This is a genomic window from Bradyrhizobium iriomotense, from assembly GCF_030160715.1.
In the GTDB taxonomy this organism is placed as follows: Bacteria; Pseudomonadota; Alphaproteobacteria; order Rhizobiales; family Xanthobacteraceae; genus Bradyrhizobium; species Bradyrhizobium iriomotense.
In genome coordinates this window covers 300826-320217 of record NZ_BSOW01000001.1, presented here as the reverse complement: position 1 = coordinate 320217, position 19392 = coordinate 300826, and the positions used below count along the sequence as shown (strand labels likewise).

The window sequence follows — 19392 nt, the reverse complement described above, 5'->3', positions numbered from 1 at the left end:
TCCGCAGGGAAGTGACGGGCAGGCCCAGCAGAACCTTGGATGAGCATGACGGCTTCGGTTACTCCTGGAATCGCGACATTTCGAACGCGGGATGCGATGGGCCGGGCGGCTGCGGCGGACGTCGGCGTCGCGCTCCGCAACCGCCTGGCGCGGCATAGTACGGTGCGGATGATATTTGCCGCCGCGCCGAGCCAAATGGAGTTGCTGGATGCCCTTGCCCGAGAGAGCGATATCGACTGGCGGCGCGTAACAGCCTTCCACATGGACGAATATCTCGGACTTCCCGCGGATGCGCCAGAGCGCTTCGGGGCCTGGCTCACGCGTAATTTCTTCTCGCGCGTCGCTCTCGGCACGGTCCACATGATCGGACAGGAACCGGACCCGGAGCGGGAAGCGGCGCGCTATGCCAACCTTCTTGCTGAAGCCCCGATCGACTTCGTGTGCCTCGGCATCGGCGTCAATGGTCACCTGGCGTTCAATGACCCGCCAGTCGCCGACCTGCACGACACGAAGCAGGTCAAGGTGGTCGAACTCGACGCAATCTGCCGACAGCAGCAAGTTGACGATGGGTGCTTCCCGACCCTCGGGGACGTCCCGACACACGCGATCACGCTAACGATTCCTCGGCTGTTGGAGGCTGACCAGCTTTTTTGCGTCGTGCCCGGCTCATCCAAACGCACCGCCGTTGAGCGATCCCTATACGGCCCGATCGGGACGGCCTGCCCGGCGAGCGCTCTCCGCACGCATCCAAGATGTGCGCTGTATCTCGACCACGATTCCACGCCGCCGCAGCTCTCGCTGCAAAGATCGGCACGCGCATGACGGATCTGGCAACACGCGTTTCGGGCCGCGATCCGGAGACCGGACAGCCTCGCACCATCGTCATTCAGGACGGCCGGATTTCAGACATCATTCATGGCGGGCGTGATGACGGGCTGTGGCTGTCGCTCGGTCTGTTCGATCTCCAATTGAATGGCTTTGCGGGCTACGATCTCAATGCCCGCCCTGATCCCCAGGCGGTTCGCGATCTGGCCACGGCCGTCCACGAAAGCGGCGTGTCGCGTTTTGCCCCCACGCTCATTACGGCATCACATGCTGCGATCATCGACGCTTTGAGAGCTATTAGGCAGGCGCGCGATGGCGATCCGCTTGTCAGGCACGCGATGCCCTTCGTCCACATTGAAGGACCACATATTGCGCCGGAGGACGGTGCGCGCGGCGCGCATCCGGCCGAGCATGTCAGACCGCCGAGTCTCGATGAGATCGACGCGTGGCAGGCCGCCAGCGGAAACCTCATCGGCCTCGTGACACTGTCGCCGCACTGGCCGGAAACGGAAGCGTATGTGCGTGGCCTTCACGCACGCGGAGTTCGTGTTGCGCTCGGCCATACCAGCGCAACAGCAGATCAGATCTCCGCGGCAGTCGCGGCGGGAGCAATGTTGTCAACGCACCTTGGCAATGGCATCGCAGCCACGCTGCCGCGACATCCAAATCCGATCTGGACGCAACTGGCAGAGGACAGGCTCTGGGCGAGCTTCATCGCCGACGGCCATCACCTTCCCCCCGAGACCTTCAAGGCAATGCTGCGCGCAAAGGGCCTGGAGCGATCGATCCTGGTTTCGGATGCCGCCGCACTCGCGGGTTGCGCGCCTGGAATCTATGACGCGCCTATCGGCGGCAAGGTCGAGCTGAAAGCAAACGGCCGGCTGGAGGTCGTCGGCACATCCTTTCTGGCGGGAGCGGCAGTCAGCCTCACCTTTGGAATAGCCACGGCCAGACGCATGGCCGGATTGACGCTGGCAGAGGCGCTGAGGCTGGCAACGATCAATCCCCGCATGCCGTTCAACTTTCCGACGCTGGCGGTCGGAGCACCTGCCGATCTGTTGCGATTCCGTCTCGGCGAAGATGGGTCTCTTGTGCCTGATACGGTTTATGTCGCCGGACGGCCCTACCTGTTGAACCCCTGAGGAGCTAGACATGAACCGGCTTCGCATCGGGTTGATCGGTCCGGGGGCGATTGGTGAAACGCATGCGCGGGCGATTCGGGCACTCGACGAGGCCGTCTTGTCCGCGATCGCCGGTGGCACGCCCGAGCAGGTTGCGGCGTGCAAGAGTGGCGAACCTGTTCCGGCATTCGAAACCACTGATGCGATGTTGGCGAATGCCGAGATCGACGCGGTCGTGGTCTGCACCCCGAGTGGCGCTCACCATGACGTAGCGCTTGCTGCGATCGAGTCCGGACGGCACGTGCTCGTCGAGAAACCGCTCTGCGTCGATCCGGCCGAGGCAGCATCCCTGGTCCGCGCTGCCGAGCGCTCGCAACTAACATGCGGCGTGGTTTCGCAGCGCCGCCTCGAGCCGCAACACCTGGCGATCAAGGATCTGCTCGAGACAGGTCGTCTCGGACAGGCGCGCCTGATCGAGGCGGCGATCCATTGGTACCGCGCCGACGCATACTACGCGGAGAAGCCGTGGCGCAGCGAGGCGAAGCACGGCGGGGGCTCGCTTTTCAATCAGGGCATTCACAATCTCGATCTGATGCTTTGGTTGTTCGGGAATGTTGAGAGCGTTCAAGGCAAGACGGCGACGCTCGGACACGCGCACGCCGTCGAGGACACGACAGCGGCGCTGCTCTCCTTCGCGTCCGGCACGCTTGGCGTGATCGTGACGAGCACGGCGCTGCCCCCGGGACGCCCAGCCATGCTTCGACTGTTCACGGATCGCGGCAGTTGCGAACTCGCAACCGACAGCATCGTCCGTTGGGATTTTCCCGGCGTTGCGGAGCCGCCGAGCGCGGCCGGGGTCGGAAGTGCCGCCAGCGATCCCAAGGCCATCGGGATCGAAGGACATATCGCGCAATGGCGCGACTTCGTTCGAGCCGTTCGGGAGCGACGGCCGCCGGCGAGCTCGTTCAGGGACGGATTCGAGGCTGCGAGATTGGTCGACGCCATCTATCGCTCGGCCGCCGAAGGTCGGGCCATCAGCCCCAGCGAGGTCGCTCCGGAGGTCATTCATGCCGGCTAATACCTCGCAGACGCTCGACATCGCCATCGTTGGCGCAGCCCACCCGCATGTCGAATATGTGCTTTCAGAGATTGCGAACCGAACCGACGTCAGGATCGTGGCCGTCGCCGATCGGGACGCGGCGCGGCGCGCCGAGCTCGAACGACGGACGATGGCGCCCGGCTACGCCGACCCGAATGCGCTCCTGGATGCGCATCAGGTTCAGGCCGCAGCGGTCTTCACCGAATTCGGTCTTCGAGCTCCGATCGTGGCCGAGCTTTTGCGCCGCGGCATATTCGCGATCGCCGACAAGCCCATGGCGGTGACCCTGGCCCAGCTCGCAACAATCGAGGAGGCGCTCGCCGGGCGCAATTTGCTGACGCTTCTGCTCGAGAAACGCTTTTATCCAGCAACGCTCGCGCTCCGCTCCATTATCGACAGCGGCGAACTCGGAGACATCGTATCCATCAGCGCAACCGGGCCACACAAGCTCGTCCCGAGTCGCCGTCCATCGTGGATGTTCGAGCCATCGATCTATGGCGGCATCCTCGCCGACCTGACAGTTCACGACATTGATCTCGCGCTTTGGCTGACGGGATACACCAGCGGTACGGTCAGCGGCTGGATCTCGTCGACCCCGGCTGCCGGCACGACGGACTTTCCCGCGCTAGGGCGCGCCATCCTCGCCTGCGATGGCGGCCCGCAATTCGCGATTGAAGTCGACTGGATCCAGCCCGAAGCGTCTCCACGGCATGGCGACTATGCCATGCGGATTTCCGGGACAAGGGGGCGTGCCGACGTTCTCTTCGCGGAAAATCGACTGCTCGTCGAGACGGCGACGAGACCCTTGCGCGAAGTCGACCTGCCCGCGGGCGCCTCGCCTGCCAGCTTCGTCTTCGATCATCTCGCCCGGGGCGAGCCCTTGCAAGTTCCGGCAAACGAGGCCCTGCGCGCCACGCACATCGCAATACTCGCTCAGGAGAGTGCGGCGAATGGCGGCAAACCGATGCGTTGGGGCTGAGCTTCCGCTCGCTCCGACAAGGTGCACTTCTGGGCAAGGATAGCTTTGACGAACTGCCGGGGCTTCACGGAGGCGGGATCGCGCCGGTGCGGCTGGCAATCAGGCCGTAATGCTCGATGCGGCGGTGACGGGCAAAGTCGAAGATGGTCTTCTTGCCGAACAGTGTGGCGTCGAGATCGCAAGCATGCACAACGAGCTCGTCCCCCTCCGTTGTCGCCTCGGCGACGATCTCACCATCGGGATTGACGATCAGGCTGCCGCCGATCAAGGGGAAGCCGTCCTCGACGCCCGCCTTGGCCACGGCAACGACCCAGCATGAATTCTGGTAGGCGCCGGCCTGCACCGAAAGCCGGTTGTGGAACAGCCGCTTCTCAGGCCCTTCCTCACTCTTTTCTGCATTGACCGCAGGTGTGTTGTAGCCGATCAGGATCATCTCGACGCCCTGCAGGCCCATGACCCGGTAAGTCTCCGGCCAGCGACGATCGTTGCAAACGGCCAAGCCGAAGATGCCCCCGAGATTGCGCCACACTGGAAAGCCGAGATTGCCCGGCTCAAAATAGCGCTTCTCAAGATGCTGGAAGGCGCGTCTCGGATCTAACTCGGCGTGACCGGGCAAATGAACCTTGCGATACTTGCCGACGATCTTCCCGCTCCCGTCGGTCAGAATCGCCGTGTTGAAATGATGGCCGTCGGGCGTGAGCTCTGCGTAACCAAAACTCATCGCCATCTGGTGCCTAGCAGCCCGGTCGAACAAGGGGCGTACCGTCTCGTTCGGCATATCGCGCTCGAACCAGGCATCGGCCTGCGCCGTATCCTCGACGTACCAGCGAGGGAAAAACGTGGTCAGCGCGAGTTCCGGATATACGATGAGGTCCGCACCCCTGCCTTTCGCCTCATCCATAAGTGCCAGCATGCGGCACACGACAACATCGCGCCCCTCGGCACGTTGTATGGGCCCCATCTGTGCCGCGGCGACGGTGATCTCTCTCATGGAACAAGCTCTCCCTGCTCAATCCTGCCTCGCCGGCATTCAAGTCTCCCAGGTCTCAAAAATAGGCTGTCCAGCAGTCGGCATGGTGGATGCTGACGGCGTTGCTGCGCTCAACGCACTAAACTTGGGGCAGTGTTTCGAGATGGCACGCCACCCACTGACCGTTTCCGGTTGAGCGGAGCTCCGGTTCATCTATCCGACAGCGATCGAAGACAAATGGGCAGCGGGTATGGAATCGGCAGCCGTTCGGCGGATGGATCGGGCTCGGTACATCGCCGCCGAGGATGATCGGATTGCGCTGGGCGCCCGGCTCGGGCAGCGGCACCGCCGAGAGCAAGGCCTTGGTGTAGGGATGCCTTGGCGCGGCAAAGATCTCGCGGCGCGGCGCCACCTCGACGATCTTGCCGAGATACATCACCGCGACGCGATGGGTCATGTGCTCGACGATGGCGAGGTCGTGGCTGATGAACAGCAGCGCCAGGCCGAATTTCTGCTGGAGGTCCTGGAGCAGATTGACGATCTGCGCTTTGACCGAGACGTCGAGCGCCGAGACCGCCTCGTCGCACACGATCAGCTCAGGCTCGGCCGCGAGCGCCCGTGCGATGCCGATGCGCTGGCGTTGGCCGCCTGAGAATTCGTGCGGCCGGCGGTTCAGCGCCTCGCGCGGCAGACGCACGGTGTCCATCAGCGTCGTGACGCGGACCTCGAGATCCTCTGCAGATTTGGCGAGACCGAAATTGCGGATCGGCTCGGCAAGAATGTCGCGCACGCGCATGCGCGGATTGAGGCTGGAGAACGGATCCTGGAACACAACCTGCATCCGGCGGCGCATCTGGCGCATCGTGCTCGGGTGCGCATCGTCGATGCGCTGGCCGTCGAGGATGACCTGGCCCGCCGTGATCTCGAACAGACGCAGGATGGCGCGGCCGACCGTCGACTTGCCGCAACCGGACTCGCCGACCAGCGACAGCGTCTCGCCGCGCGCGATCTCGAACGATACGCCATCCACGGCATAGACCCATTCGGTCTGCTGCCCGAAGAGGCCTTTATTGATCGGGAAATGCTTCTTGAGGTCGTTGACCTGGAGCAGTGGAGGACTCATGCCGCGACAGCTCCCTTGGCCGCGTAGTGGCAGGCAGCGATGTGGCGGGGGCCCTTCTCCTCGAGCCCCGGCGCATATTGGCGGCAGAGGTCAGTCGCAAGCGCACAGCGCCCGGCGAAGACGCAGCCGATGATCGGCTTCCTGAGATCAGGGACCTGCCCCGGGATCTCGGCGAGCCGCGTCGCGGTTCCGGCGAGTGAGGAGCCAAGCTTCGGCACCGCGCCGAGCAGACCCTGCGTATAGGGATGACGCGGCGAGCGAAACAGCTCGGCCACCGGCGCCTCCTCGACCTTGCGGCCGGCGTACATCACCATGACGCGCTCGGCGATCTCGGCGACGACGCCGAGATCGTGGGTGATCAGGATGATCGCTGCACCAACCCGGCGCTTGAGGCCCAGCATCAGCTTGAGAATTTGTGCCTGGATGGTCACGTCCAGCGCCGTCGTCGGCTCATCCGCGATCAGAAGTTTTGGATTACAGGCCAGCGCGACAGCGATCATCACACGCTGGCGCATGCCGCCGGAGAGCTGGTGCGGATATTCGCGCACCCGGCGTTTCGGCTCGGGAATGCCAACCAGGGTCAGCATCTCGATCGCGTGCGCCTCGGCGGCCTGCTTATCCAGGCCCTGATGGATCATCAGCGTCTCGCGGATCTGGCGGCCGACGGTCAGGACCGGATTGAGGCTGGTCATCGGCTCCTGGAAGATCATCGAGATCTCGTTGCCGCGGATGGCGCGCATCTCGCGGTCGGACAACTGCAGCAGGTCCCTGCCCGCAAAGCGGATAGCCCCTGCGATCTTGCCGGGCGGCTCCGGAACCAGCCGCATCAACGACATCGAGGTCACCGACTTGCCGCAGCCGGACTCGCCGACGATGGCGAGCGTCTCGCCTTCGTTGACATGGAAGGACACGCCGTCCACCGCGCGGTTGATGCCGCTGGGGGTGCGGAAATGGGTCTGGAGGTTCTCGACTTCAAGCAGCGCCATCGTGATCAGCCCCTCGACATCAGAGGCTCTTGGCCATGCGCGGGTCGAGCGCATCGCGAAGACCGTCGCCGAGCAGGTTCACGGCAAGCACCGTGACGGACAGGAAGGCCGCCGGAAAGAACACGATGTAGGGCTTGACCTGCCACAACGCGCGGCCTTCGGCCATGATGTTGCCCCAGGACGGGATCGTGGGCGGTGTGCCCGCGCCGATGAAGGACAGGATCGCCTCCGTGATCATGGCACTGGCGCAGATATAGGTCGCCTGGACTAGCATCGGCGCGAGCGTGTTGGGCAGGATGTGGCGCAGGATGATCATCGGCGTGCGCGTGCCGCAGGCGACCGCTGCGTCCACATAGGGCTGCTCGCGCAGCGACAGCACGACGCTGCGGACGAGGCGGGAGACGCGCGGAATCTCGGCGATAGTGATGGCCAGAATGACGTTCCCGACGCTGCCGCGTGTCAAGGCCATCAGCGCGATCGCCAGCAGGATCGGCGGGATCGACATCAGACCGTCCATGAAGCGCATCAAAATGCCGTCAGCCCAGCGGATGAAGCCGGAGACAATGCCGATGGCCAGGCCAATCGAGGACGCGAATATCGCGACCGACAGGCCAACCGTGAGCGAGACCCGCGCGCCAAACATCACGCGCGAATAGATGTCGCGGCCGAGCACGTCGGTGCCGAACCAGAAATCGATCGACGGTGCGCGCGTGCGCTTGGCCGGCGCCAGCGCGGTCGGATCGACCGTTCCGAGATAGGGCGCAAAGACCGCGATCAGCACCAGCGTCAGCAGCAGCGCGCCACCGATGGCGACCGTCGGATGACCGCGCAAGAGGCCGATGAAGCCGCGCCGGATCTTGACTGGCCGGAGGATCTCCGGCAGCTGCGGCGCGAGGACGAGGCCGGCCGGGAGCGATTGCGGATTGACGGTGGTGTCGGTCAATAGCGGATCCTCGGGTCAACGAGCGTATAGGTGACGTCGATCATCAGATTGACGAGGACGTAGACGAAGCTGAACAACAGCACGATACCCTGGATGACGGGATAGTCGCGGCGCAGGATCGCGTCGATCGTAAGGCGGCCAAGGCCGGGAATCGCGAACACGCTTTCGGTGACGACCGCACCGCCGATCAGGAGCGCAATGCCGATCCCGATCACGGTGACGATCGGCACCGCCGCGTTCTTCAGCCCGTGAATGAACAGGATGCCGCCCTGCCCCATGCCCTTGGCCTTGGCGGTGCGGATATAATCCTGCTGCAACACTTCGAGCATGGCGGCGCGCGTGATGCGCGCGACCAGCGCGATATAGACGCAGCCGAGCGCGATCGCCGGCAGGATCAAATTCTCGAGCCACGGCCAGAAACCTGCCGCCATCGGCGTATAGCCCTGCACCGGCAGCCATTCGAGCTCGAGCGCGAAGATGTAGGCTAGCATGTAGCCGACCACGAACACGGGCAGCGAGAAGCCGAACACGGCAAAGCCCATGATGGCGCGGTCGATCAGGCTGCCGGCCTTCCATGCCGCCACCACGCCGAGCGGCACCGCCACCACGATCGTGAGCAGCAGGGTGACGATCATCAGCGACAGCGTCGGTCCGAGACGCTGTCCGATCATCGTCGAGACCGGCAGGTTGGTGAAGATCGAAGTGCCGAGATCGCCGTGAAGGATGCGCCAGACCCAGCTGCCGAACTGGACCAGGAACGGCCGGTCCAGACCGAGGCTCTGGCGGATGCGCTCCACATCCTCCGGGCTTGCCTGATCGCCCGCGATCACCACAGCCGGGTCACCCGGCGCGATGTAGAGCAGGCTGAACACGAACAGCGCGACGATTGCCATGACCGGCAAGGTCGCGACGATGCGACGGAGGATGTAGGAGAGCATCTGGCTTCAGCGCACGATCATGCAGACTTCGACACGCCCCAGAACAAGGGCACCGGTCCCTTGGCAACGCCGGAGACGTTCTTGCGCCACGCGGTGTAGTTGAGGAAGAAGCCGGTCGGCGCGTAGACGACGTCATCCATCGCCGCCTTGTTGAGACGACCGATGGCGGCCTTCTCCTCGTCGAGGTTCTTGGCCTCGAACCACGACGCGACCTCCTTTTCGGTGGACGGGCTGGTGGGCCAGCCGAACCACGCCTTGTCGCCGGTGGCGCGAATGGCGGTGTAGGGAGCCGGATTGACGCAATCCCCACCCGCATGCCAGGTGTGGAACATGTTCCAGCCGCCCTGTCCCGGCGGTGTCTTCTGCGCGCGGCGCGCCCCGACCGTCCCCCAATCGGTCGCGACGAAATCAACATTCATGCCGAGCTTCTTGAGGAGGTCCGCGGTCACGTCACCCATCGCCTTGGTGATCGGCTGATCCTGCGCGACGAGGCACGTCACCGGCTGGCCGGAATATCCGCTCTCGGCGAGCAGCTTCTTGGCGGCATCGAAGTCGCGCTTGCCCTTCAGGATCTCACCACCCATCTCGGTGTAGAGCGGCGTATCCGGCGTGAAGTAGCCGGGCAGCGACTTCCACAGCGAATTGTCGTCGCCGACGATCGCGCGCATGTAGTCTTCCTGGCTCAGCGCCATCAGCACCGCGCGCCGCGCCTTGACGTCGTTGAAGGGCGGGTAGAGGAAATTCATGCGGAACGAGCCGATATTGCCGAGGGGATCGCCGATATCGACGCTGATGTTCTTGTTCTTCTTCAGAACCGGAACGAGATCCGCGATCGGGTTCTCCCACCAGTCGACCTCGCCATTCTGCAACGCGGCCGCCGCGGTTGCCGGATCCGGCATGATCACCCACTCGACGCGATCGACCATCACCTGCTTGCCGCCGGCAAACCAGGATGGCTTCTCCTGCCGCGGTGAATAGTCCGCGAATCTCTCGAACACGGCTTTCGCGCCAGGGACCCACTCGCCCTTGGCGAACTTCATCGGACCGGAGCCGATATACTCCGAAATCTGCTTGAACGGGTCGGTCTGCGCGACGCGCTCCGGCATGATGAAGGCGCATGGCGCGTTGTTCTTGCCCAGCGCGAAGAGCAATTTCGGGAAGGGCTGCTTCAGCACCCATTTGAAGGTACGGTCATCGACGGCCGTGAGCTCCTGCTGGACCGCCTTGATCATCAGGCCCATCGGGTCGCGCGCTGCCCAGCGCGTCAAGCTCGCGACGACGTCCTTGCTCAGCACCGGCTCGCCGTCGTGGAATTTGAGCCCCGGCCGCAGCTTGAACGTCCAGGTCGTTCCATCGTCCGTCACTTCCTCGGACTCGACCATTTGCCGCTGCGGCTGGAACGAGGAATCGATGCCGTAGAGCGTGTCCCAGACCATCGCGGCAGCATTGCGCACGACATACTGTGTGCCCCAGATCGGGTCGAAATTGGCAAGATTGGCCTGCGGCACAAAGCGCAACGTGCGCGCTGCTGCGCCCTGGGCAAGAGCTGGCGCCGCAAGCCCGCCCGTGAGCGCCATGCCGCCTGCGCTGGCCAATCCCTTCAATACAGTCCTGCGATCCATGAGACCTCCCGGTAATGTCAGTAGTGCCAACAGCTTCTGTGGCCGATATCAGGGAAAACGAATGGTGAGCCGAGGCGATTAGGATGCAAAACGTATGCCAGCATCGACCCCACGATTGGCGGCAGGGCGCAATCTCAAGTGCAATTTCGCGGGGACATACTTCAGAGGTTCACGAGGCGTTGTGGGCGTGCCCCCGCTCTCATGGCGATACGCAGGCCCTCATTCGGACAGGCTACCTGCTTGAAGGCACGGGCAATCCGTCCGCCATCGTGTATCGCCCCCTCCGTTCAACGATCAGCTCGTAAGCATGGGGCTGACGATGAATGTCGAAATTGAAAATGGTGCGCTTGTAGGAATTGCATAAATCGAGATCACAGCGCGCCAGAGCAATCTCGTCACCCTTCGTCGTGCAAGCGGCGACGATTTGACCCGACGGCGCCACGATGCAGCTCCCGCCGATGTGATCGATGCCTTCCTCGAGACCCGCCTTCGCGACGCCAACCACCCAGGTGCCATTCTGGTACGCACCAGCCTGCATGACCAGACGATTGTGGAAGAGCGAAAGGTCGTCGTGCTCCGGCGCGGGCGGGTTATGCACCGGCGTGTTGTAGCCGATCAGCACCATTTCGACGCCCTGAAGTCCCATCACCCGATAGGTCTCGGGCCATCGGCGATCATTGCATATTGCCATGCCGACTATGCCGCCGAAGGCGTCGACCACGCCAAATCCAGAGCCTGGCTGAAAGTAGCGCTTCTCCAAATGCTGAAATCGACGCCACGGCTCGTGTTCAGCATGGCCAGGCAAATGGACCTTGCGATACTTCGAAATGATCGCGCCGCTCTTGTCTACAAGAATAGACGTATTGTGACGACGGACGACGTCACTTTCGATCGTCAGTTCGGCGTAGCCGATGCAGAACCCGATGCCGAGCTCTCGGGCCAAGTCGAACAGCGGTTGCGTCTCAGGTCCCGGCATCTCGCGCTCAAAGAAGGCGTCGATTTCCGCCTGATCATCCATATACCAGCGCGGAAAGAAGGTCGTGAGCGCGAGCTCAGGATAGACGATCAGATCGCACCCGTTGCAGCTTGCCTGACGCATCAACGTCATCAGGCGCCCAACGACCTCGGTCCTCGTTTCGTTTCTGGCCACTGGGCCAAGCTGGCCCGCAGCGATGTTCACAAATCGCGCCACGATCTTATCCTCAATTCGCTTGAACATAGCCTCCAGCCGCCTGTAGAGCCAGCTCGAGCGCGCGGATAAGATCACACGATTCTGGTCATTTCCTCGCTTGAAGCGTCAGCAGTTCGGTAATCCGATTGTCAGCGCGACGCAGCCGCCGACAAAGCTCTCGGTTGATGTTCTGCATCACCATCACATAGGCGTGGATATCGGCCTTGTAGTACGCGTAGAGTTTTCCGGCTGTGAGCTCGTAGAGTACGGTCGGGCTCTCCGCGACGACGGTGGCAGATCGGTTCTGCATTTCGATGAGCGTCATTTCGCCGAAAAAGTCACCCGGCTCGAGACGCGCCATTCGAACCACTCGCCCCGAATTCCCGAGCTTGCTCACTACGAGCTCGCCGGAGTGAACGATGAACATCGATCGCCCCGCTTCCCCTTCCGCTACGATGGTGGAGCCGACGTCGACGCGGCGCTCGACCAGCATTGAGACCAAGAGATCGAGGCTTGCGTCTGAGAGGCCACCGAAAAACGGCGTGGCGAGCAAGAACGCTTTCAGATCTGGCGAGCTGACGGCCATCCACCCAATATACGCCCGCTTCCTGCGGCGGCAAGCGGGTCAAGCCCGATGGGACGCTCGTACGACAGACGGCGGCCACGCAGATTTCCACTGCCGAGCGAGCAAGCCATTGGTTCAACGCTGACGTTGGATATGCGTGATTTGATGTCGGACCGATCATCGTCCCGCGAGGCGGTACCATGTGCGCATGATCACGGACGATCCCTACGGCGCCTCGTATGACTCCGACATGCAGGGTCGAGCTTGCTCACCCAGATGTCGCAAGGAGGCGTACATGACTCAGATCTATTTCCATTGCACTAACGCTCGTGGCGTATTGATGGATCGTCGCGGAACATTCGTGTCCGATCTGATCGAAGCGTGCGAAGAGGCCACCCGCAGGGTGCGATCGCTCGTGACAGGGACCAACCTGGAAGATTGGCGTCAATGGGTCTTGCATGTCAGCGATGAAGCCGGCGACGAGATTTTCGTTCTGCCGTTCGCATTCGTGCTGGGCAAGCCGCACTGAGGACGTCATGCGGTCAGCGTTGCCATCATTCTTGGTTGTTCGTCAGGGCTTGAACGCGATCGCCACGGCGATCATGCGCCGCGCCTTTGCCGGAGCGATGCTCGCGCAGTCCGATTTCCGGCGCAGCCCGCACGCCATCTCAAGAGCATCGCGCGACTCCAAATGGCACATTCGGGAACGACCACTTAAAGGTCTTGCCTCCCAGAGTCGTGCAATTTCTCTCTAGCGGACCCTGCGGATGAGACGGAGCAACCGGCGCATCGGCAGGCGCCGGCGTTGTTGTTGGCGCCGGCGCTGTAGCAGCGGTCGTGGACCGTGGCGAAGCCACCGCGTCGTCGGCAAAGGCCAGCGTCAGCCCGAGCGGCCCCGCTGGGTGGGCGAACGCCAGGGCCAGAACCATGGCAGCAATCATCTTGCGCATGTGGTGTTTCCCGTTGGGGCTTGGCATGTAAGACTAGGAGAGGCGCGCTCAAAGTCACGTGAAGTAAGTCACGCCGGACCTCTCCCAACTGGCCTTTACGGTCGCGGAAAGTGAAAGGCGGTGGTGGCAGCGAAGTGGACGCGAGACCTGTCACATCTTGTTTTGCAGGCCCAAGGCTTTCATCAGCCTATCGAGCGTCTGCTGCGATTGCGGCGAGGCGCCTTTGCGGATCTGCCGGTAGACGTCGGCGTCGGTCAGCGGGGGCGCGCGCTCGGCATCGCCGTTGGGCTCGCCGGGGGCTGCCTGCGCATCGGGGCCTTTTCCGGGGTCGACATTGGTCGGATCGCCCGCAGCGGGATTGGAGCGCTGGATGATCGTCGCCGAGTTGCTGCCGCTATGCTGCTCGATGCGGGAATAACCAGGACCAGTATCGACCTTCTTTTCGGTTTTGGATGGATCGCCACTCTGGGTGATCGTGGCAGAATTGCTGCCGTTGTTCACGGACGTCGTCTCGGCCCGCGCGGACGCGCTCGCCAGCGCAGCCATCAGCGCTGCGGCAAGCACGACCGACTGTCGTTGAATGAGCGTCATGAGTACCTCCTCGACGATGACGTGCGTTGGGCGAGGAAAAGCCCGCCCAATCGCCTTACCGCTGGCCCGATTTGGCCAGCGGCATTACCATTGATTGACCCTGACGCGGTTGCTGTTGCCGAGCTGCATGGCGCCGGAAGTATTGCTCCGGCCATGCTGGCTGGCTCCGGCAAAGTTACCATCGCCGAGCTGAGTCTGGTACGAGGTGTTGTTCGTTCCGGACTGCCGGGCAGTCGCCGACATTCCGCTGCCGGCCTGCACCTGGCCGTTCATATTGTACTGGCAGTTCTGGCTGACGCTGTCAGTCGATCCGTTGCCGATCTGCGTCCTCGCATGCACACAGGCGGTCGTCCCGCCAGCGAACGCCGGAGCGGAGACCAGGGTCAGCGCCGTGCCGGCAATCAAGAGAAGCTTTTTCATGGATTTGTCCTTTCGAGGTTGAGCATGGAAAGGAGCGTGCAGGGACCTGCCGGCACGACTCCTTTCAGTGCGATGTGGGATCGCCCGGCTGCCGGCTTACCAGCGCCGACGCTGCACCTGGTCCACACCGGCAAAGTTGCCGTCACCGACCTGACCGATGCCAGCGTTGTTGTTCCGGCCGACCTGGTGGACGCCGGCACCGTTGTTGTTGCCGTACTGAATGACCTGGCTGTCGTTGGTGTGACCGCGCTGGTACGTGACGGCGCCGTTGCCGTTGCCGGCCTGCACGATGGAGGACGAGTTGCCGGCAAACGCGCTCGAAGACGCGAGCGAGAGGACGGCAGCCGAAACGAGGAGGATGGAACGAAACATTGGAATTTTCCCTTTGGATGAAGTCGAACCGCGTGATTGCCGTTCGATGATTTGACGATAGGCCTCCTCGGCACATAACTCTGTGCGCGGAGTCACGCATGGTGGCGACGCGCGCTTTGCATGCGCATCGCAAACCCGCTGCGTTCAACGAGCGGTACTCAAATGCGTTGGAACTCGTCCTCATAAACCGAGGCGTGCACGCAATCATTCAGAGTTGCATCGCGCCTACGTCTTCAGCCGCCGCTGAAAGCACGGACTTGAAATGCAACTGCTGAAATTGACGCGCGACAGGTCGACTGAAGCAACCTGGCTGCGCTCACAAATATCTTGCGTGAATATCAATTGTCGAACGCGCACCGAGATGACAAAAATTTGCCGCCAGCCACTTCTCGGCGCAGGAGCGACCGACATCGCGCAGATGGGTGAGGAAACTCCAGTCCGCGTTGTACTTGGAGGCGACTCCGAGGTCTTTCATGAACAATTCTGCCTCGATCGCATGAATCAGCATGGTCTTTATCTCGTCGCCCAGCGCACCTCTGTTGACGAGCCTGTTGGCGAAGGCAATCGCCCGCATTTCGCGCATCAGCGACGAATTGAAGCTGATTTCGTTCAGTCGATTCAATATGTCGCTAGCGGTGCGAGGAATCGCCTCACGCACGATCGGATTGATGTGAATGACTATGACGTCTGTGGACTGGCAGTCATAAACGAGCGGGAATATCGCTGGATTGCCCATGTAGCCGCCGTCCCAATAGGCTTCGCCATCGATTTCGATTGCCTGGAACAGCAGCGGGAGGCACCCGGAAGCAAGAACGGCCGAGATTGTCACTTCGTCGTTCTCGAAGATCTTCACTTTTCCGGTGCGAACATTCGTCGCACAGAGGAAGAGCTTGACGACATTCTCCCTGCGAAGCCGCTCGAAATCGACGGTCTTCTCGAGCACGTCGCGCAACGGGTTGTAGTTCAACGGGTTGAACTCATAAGGCGACAGAAGCCGCGTCATCATGTCGAAGAACATGAACGCCGGAGATTTATCGATCGAACCATTTCCCATCAGGCGATCGAGCGGAGACGGCTGCAGCGGTCCCCAGGCTGCCGCTTCACTGATGCGCTTCCAAAAGTCCGCGAGGCTGAGTTTAGCCCCCTCACGGCCGCCGATTGTCAGGCCATGTGCCATGACCGTAGCGTTCATGGCGCCGGCACTGGTCGCGCAGATTCCCTCGAAGGACATCCGTTCTTCCTCGAGGAGGCGATCTAAGACGCCCCAGGTAAACGCGCCATGCGCGCCGCCGCCTTGTAGAGCAAGGTTGACCGTCTTGCTTGCCGTACTCATCAGCGCCCGCCAACTACGCTGTTGCGCGACAAAAACTCGAAATGAACTTGCCGGTAGCCGAAACGATTGGATAATCACGCCAACCTAGTCTGGCTGTGCGAAATCCCAAAGTGCAATCTCGTCGACTGTCTCGCTGAAGACGCCTCTGTTTGGGTGGCAGTTCATTCCTGACCACACTGGTCGTCCCGGACTGAGCTTAGGCCGGTCCAAAAATGTCTTGAAGCTGCCCGCCCACAATACTGAGAGGTAGACGCAACAAAACGCGCTGATCGCAATGCAGCAGCGAAGATCGTTTTAACCAGGAAAGAGGTTGGTGGCCTTCAGCTCAGGAGTTTTCAAAGGCGGTTCAGAAGCCGTATCGAAATCCCGCGTTCAACCCGAAACTGTTGGAGCCGTTGTTGGCGACAATGCCCTCGGCCGCGACGTTGACGCGTGCACTGGGTGTGAAGTTATACCCGAGGCCGCCTGACATCCGGACATAAACGTCCCTTATCGGACGCACCGGTGTGAAGATCGGCACATCGGGCGCCAGCGTGAACGCCGTTTGCAAGATGGGCATGGAATTGCGCAGGTCCTTCTCCACGGTCACGTCAAAGAAGGTATCGGCCCTACCGAGCGCGGCGAATTGCGGCTTAAAGCGCAAGCCGCCACTGACCACCGCCGACTGAAGAAACTGATCTGCGACCGTCTGGGTCAGGAATGGATCGCCGGCTTCGGAATAGCCCTTGACGTGGGTATCCGTGTAGGTGAACCCGCCGATCGGACCGAGCCGCACGGCACCGAGATCAAACAAGTAACCGGCCTTGATTGCAGCAACTGTTGTATTCGCGTCAGTGTTTGGCGTGATCGGTCCGAAGAACCCGGTGCGAGAGATGTCGAACTGATTCCAGCCGTAGGCCGCCATCGCATGAACGAACAGCGAGCTCGTGTCGTAGGCCAGGAAACCGCCGAGATGGAAGGAGTCGAGATCCGTCGAGCCCAGTCCTTGCTTGAGATCCGAAGCGATGTGCGTGTAGCCGAATGTCGGCCCCAACGTCAGGTTCGGTGCCACGTAGAACTTGCCACCCGCAAGGACGCCGCCCGAATCATAGCTGTATTTGGTCGACCCGAAGGCATCGGCATGGTCGCCATGCCGATAGTTGGCTTGCACGAAGACTGAAGCTCGACAGGGGAGCGGCGGCGCCTTGACGGGCAGAGGTTGATCGACACAGGCCTCCCCACGGCCGGTATCGAGCTGCGACAACAAGTCGCGCGAGAATCCCTGCGCGCTGATTTGGGCCATGCTCGGTAGCGCCGCGGCGGTCTCCGGAGCGAACAGCAGGTTCGACGCAATGCGCTCGAGGTATCCAGTTCCGGCCGCAGTGATGGTGGATGCCGCAACCTGAATGACGATCGCCGATGTTTGGTTGCCGGTCTGCGCGACGGCGGATGCGTTCGTCGGCCCAACCTGAATGACGTAGGCGTGGCTGAAATCGCCGACTTGGGTGATGTTTGTAGTGTTGGTGCCGTCGACCTGGATGATCGCGCTGCGGCTATAGAAGCCGTTCTGATTGACGGTCGCGGTCGGATTCGGCGCCAGCTGGACGATCCCGGCAATGTTCTGCCCGTCCCCGAACGCCTGGTTCAGCACGATCGGTCCATTCAGCGGCACAAACCCGAAACCGGTCGTATCGACAAAGCCAGTTTGTGCGCTGGCCGATCCACCGAGCAATGAGATCGCCGCCCCGACCGCACATCCGAGCCACGCCCGCCTGGCCGACTTGCTATTCATTGCCACCCCCTGACGAGAATTGCGCCCAGCATCAAGCGGTTCGCATATTACCCGATACGAGGGGGCTGGCTGTTGCTGCCAAGTGACAGCGTCTCAAATCTTTTTAGCGCACGAACCCACAACGGTAACAGGTTGCAGAATTCGCGCTGCACTCAAAGCCAAGGCATGCCGTCAAATACGAGCTTGGTTCGTCCACAAAAGACGACTGGAACCGTCGCAATGCGGCGAGGTTCCAGTTGGCCACGACACCAGGATGCCCCAAAGGCCGCTGAGGCTGGTCACATCTTGTTTTGCAGGCCCAAGGCTTTCATCAACCTGTCGAGCGTCTGCTGCGATTGCGGCGAGGCGCCTTTGCGGATCTGCCGGTAGACGTCGGCATCGGTCAGCGGGGGCGCGCGCTCGGCATCGCCGTTGGGCTCGCCGGGGGCTGCCTGCGCATCGGGGCCTTTTCCGGGGTCGACATTGGTTGGATCGCCCGCAGCGGGATTGGAGCGCTGGATGATCGTCGCCGAGTTGCTGCCGCTATGCTGCTCGATGCGGGAATAACCAGGACCAGTATCGACCTTCTTTTCGGTTTTGGATGGATCGCCACTCTGGGTGATCGTGGCAGAATTGCTGCCGTTGTTCACGGACGTCGTCTCGGCCCGCGCGGACGCGCTCGCCAGCGCAGCCATCAGCGCTGCGGCAAGCACGACCGACTGTCGTTGAATGAGCGTCATGAGTACCTCCTCGACGATGACGTGCGTTGGGCGAGGAAAAGCCCGCCCAATCGCCTTACCGCTGGCCCGATTTGGCCAGCGGCATTACCATTGATTGACCCTGACGCGGTTGCTGTTGCCGAGCTGCATGGCGCCGGAAGTATTGCTCCGGCCATGCTGGCTGGCTCCGGCAAAGTTACCATCGCCGAGCTGAGTCTGGTACGAGGTGTTGTTCGTTCCGGACTGCCGGGCAGTCGCCGACATTCCGCTGCCGGCCTGCACCTGGCCGTTCATATTGTACTGGCAGTTCTGGCTGACGCTGTCAGTCGATCCGTTGCCGATCTGCGTCCTCGCATGCACACAGGCGGTCGTCCCGCCAGCGAACGCCGGAGCGGAGACCAGGGTCAGCGCCGTGCCGGCAATCAAGAGAAGCTTTTTCATGGATTTGTCCTTTCGAGGTTGAGCATGGAAAGGAGCGTGCAGGGACCTGCCGGCACGACTCCTTTCAGTGCGATGTGGGATCGCCCGGCTGCCGGCTTACCAGCGCCGACGCTGCACCTGGTCCACACCGGCAAAGTTGCCGTCACCGACCTGACCGATGCCAGCGTTGTTGTTCCGGCCGACCTGGTGGACGCCGGCACCGTTGTTGTTGCCGTACTGAATGACCTGGCTGTCGTTGGTGTGACCGCGCTGGTACGTGACGGCGCCGTTGCCGTTGCCGGCCTGCACGATGGAGGACGAGTTGCCGGCAAACGCGCTCGAAGACGCGAGCGAGAGGACGGCAGCCGAAACGAGGAGGATGGAACGAAACATTGGAATTTTCCCTTTGGATGAAGTCGAACCGCGTGATTGCCGTTCGATGATTTGACGATAGGCCTCCTCGGCACATAACTCTGTGCGCGGAGTCACGCATGG

Annotated in this window: 21 protein-coding genes; 5 read left to right on the top strand and 16 right to left on the bottom strand. The window is 62.1% G+C overall.

The genetic code is table 11. From position 1 onward, the window contains the following. Window positions 1–39: 39 nt before the first annotated feature. From QQL28_RS01440 to QQL28_RS01425, 4 genes are read left to right on the top strand one after another with little or no spacing between them, the layout of a single operon-like run. Window positions 40–822, top strand: a complete 783-nt coding sequence (locus QQL28_RS01440; protein ID WP_284260290.1) for a glucosamine-6-phosphate deaminase — start codon at window positions 40–42, stop codon at window positions 820–822. Next, entirely contained in the window at window positions 819–1967 is a 1149-nt protein-coding gene (locus tag QQL28_RS01435) for an N-acetylglucosamine-6-phosphate deacetylase (RefSeq protein WP_284260289.1), read from the top strand. Before QQL28_RS01440 ends, QQL28_RS01435 begins: the two co-directional genes overlap by 4 nt. Before the next feature lie 10 nt (window positions 1968–1977). Beyond that, complete coding sequence (locus QQL28_RS01430; protein WP_284260288.1) at window positions 1978–3024, top strand: Gfo/Idh/MocA family protein; 1047 nt, start codon at window positions 1978–1980, stop codon at window positions 3022–3024. Beyond that, window positions 3014–4024, top strand: a complete 1011-nt coding sequence (locus QQL28_RS01425) for a Gfo/Idh/MocA family protein (protein ID WP_284260287.1) — start codon at window positions 3014–3016, stop codon at window positions 4022–4024. Before QQL28_RS01430 ends, QQL28_RS01425 begins: the two co-directional genes overlap by 11 nt. Window positions 4025–4088: 64 nt before the next feature. Here the strand turns inward: QQL28_RS01425 and QQL28_RS01420 are convergent, their stop codons facing one another. From QQL28_RS01420 to QQL28_RS01385, 8 genes are all read right to left on the bottom strand, one after another. Beyond that, window positions 4089–5015 (bottom strand): N-carbamoyl-D-amino-acid hydrolase, encoded by a 927-nt coding sequence (locus QQL28_RS01420; protein ID WP_284260286.1) that lies wholly within the window; start codon window positions 5013–5015, stop codon window positions 4089–4091. Between the two features lie 118 nt (window positions 5016–5133). Then, on the bottom strand, window positions 5134–6117 hold the full coding sequence (locus QQL28_RS01415) for an ABC transporter ATP-binding protein (RefSeq protein ID WP_284260285.1): 984 nt from the start codon (window positions 6115–6117) through the stop codon (window positions 5134–5136). Then, window positions 6114–7103, bottom strand: a complete 990-nt coding sequence (locus tag QQL28_RS01410; RefSeq protein WP_284260284.1) for an ABC transporter ATP-binding protein — start codon at window positions 7101–7103, stop codon at window positions 6114–6116. Before QQL28_RS01410 ends, QQL28_RS01415 begins: the two co-directional genes overlap by 4 nt. 19 nt (window positions 7104–7122) lie before the next feature. Further along, on the bottom strand, window positions 7123–8046 hold the full coding sequence (locus QQL28_RS01405; protein ID WP_284260283.1) for an ABC transporter permease: 924 nt from the start codon (window positions 8044–8046) through the stop codon (window positions 7123–7125). Beyond that, complete coding sequence (locus tag QQL28_RS01400; protein WP_284260282.1) at window positions 8043–8984, bottom strand: ABC transporter permease; 942 nt, start codon at window positions 8982–8984, stop codon at window positions 8043–8045. The genes QQL28_RS01405 and QQL28_RS01400 overlap by 4 nt, the downstream gene beginning before the upstream one ends. 17 nt (window positions 8985–9001) lie before the next feature. Further along, complete coding sequence (locus QQL28_RS01395) at window positions 9002–10606, bottom strand: ABC transporter substrate-binding protein (protein ID WP_284260281.1); 1605 nt, start codon at window positions 10604–10606, stop codon at window positions 9002–9004. Window positions 10607–10838: 232 nt separating this feature from the next. Further along, on the bottom strand, window positions 10839–11798 hold the full coding sequence (locus QQL28_RS01390; RefSeq protein ID WP_284260553.1) for an N-carbamoyl-D-amino-acid hydrolase: 960 nt from the start codon (window positions 11796–11798) through the stop codon (window positions 10839–10841). A gap of 85 nt (window positions 11799–11883) precedes the next feature. Next, complete coding sequence (locus tag QQL28_RS01385; protein WP_284260280.1) at window positions 11884–12363, bottom strand: Crp/Fnr family transcriptional regulator; 480 nt, start codon at window positions 12361–12363, stop codon at window positions 11884–11886. Window positions 12364–12637: 274 nt separating this feature from the next. Here QQL28_RS01385 and QQL28_RS01380 point away from each other — a divergent pair, with 274 nt between their 5' ends. Continuing rightward, window positions 12638–12871, top strand: a complete 234-nt coding sequence (locus QQL28_RS01380; RefSeq protein ID WP_284260279.1) for a DUF6894 family protein — start codon at window positions 12638–12640, stop codon at window positions 12869–12871. A gap of 571 nt (window positions 12872–13442) precedes the next feature. Here the strand turns inward: QQL28_RS01380 and QQL28_RS01375 are convergent. The 8 genes from QQL28_RS01375 to QQL28_RS01340 form a co-directional block, all read right to left on the bottom strand. Then, on the bottom strand, window positions 13443–13883 hold the full coding sequence (locus QQL28_RS01375) for a hypothetical protein (RefSeq protein ID WP_284260276.1): 441 nt from the start codon (window positions 13881–13883) through the stop codon (window positions 13443–13445). Window positions 13884–13967: 84 nt separating this feature from the next. Beyond that, the gene (locus QQL28_RS01370) at window positions 13968–14303 is read right to left on the bottom strand and encodes a hypothetical protein (RefSeq protein WP_284260275.1); all 336 of its coding nucleotides are present in this window, start codon (window positions 14301–14303) and stop codon (window positions 13968–13970) included. Window positions 14304–14399: 96 nt separating this feature from the next. Continuing rightward, complete coding sequence (locus QQL28_RS01365) at window positions 14400–14675, bottom strand: curlin repeat-containing protein (protein WP_284260274.1); 276 nt, start codon at window positions 14673–14675, stop codon at window positions 14400–14402. Window positions 14676–14991: 316 nt separating this feature from the next. Next, complete coding sequence (locus QQL28_RS01360; RefSeq protein WP_284260278.1) at window positions 14992–16008, bottom strand: patatin-like phospholipase family protein; 1017 nt, start codon at window positions 16006–16008, stop codon at window positions 14992–14994. Between the two features lie 346 nt (window positions 16009–16354). Next, window positions 16355–17779: an autotransporter domain-containing protein gene (locus QQL28_RS01355; protein ID WP_284260277.1), complete on the bottom strand. Its 1425-nt coding sequence runs from the start codon at window positions 17777–17779 to the stop codon at window positions 16355–16357. A 278-nt stretch (window positions 17780–18057) separates the two neighbouring features. Further along, window positions 18058–18498 (bottom strand): hypothetical protein, encoded by a 441-nt coding sequence (locus tag QQL28_RS01350; protein WP_284260276.1) that lies wholly within the window; start codon window positions 18496–18498, stop codon window positions 18058–18060. 84 nt (window positions 18499–18582) lie between these two features. After that, the gene (locus tag QQL28_RS01345) at window positions 18583–18918 is read right to left on the bottom strand and encodes a hypothetical protein (RefSeq protein WP_284260275.1); all 336 of its coding nucleotides are present in this window, start codon (window positions 18916–18918) and stop codon (window positions 18583–18585) included. A 96-nt stretch (window positions 18919–19014) separates the two neighbouring features. Continuing rightward, complete coding sequence (locus QQL28_RS01340; RefSeq protein ID WP_284260274.1) at window positions 19015–19290, bottom strand: curlin repeat-containing protein; 276 nt, start codon at window positions 19288–19290, stop codon at window positions 19015–19017. Window positions 19291–19392 lie beyond the last annotated feature (102 nt).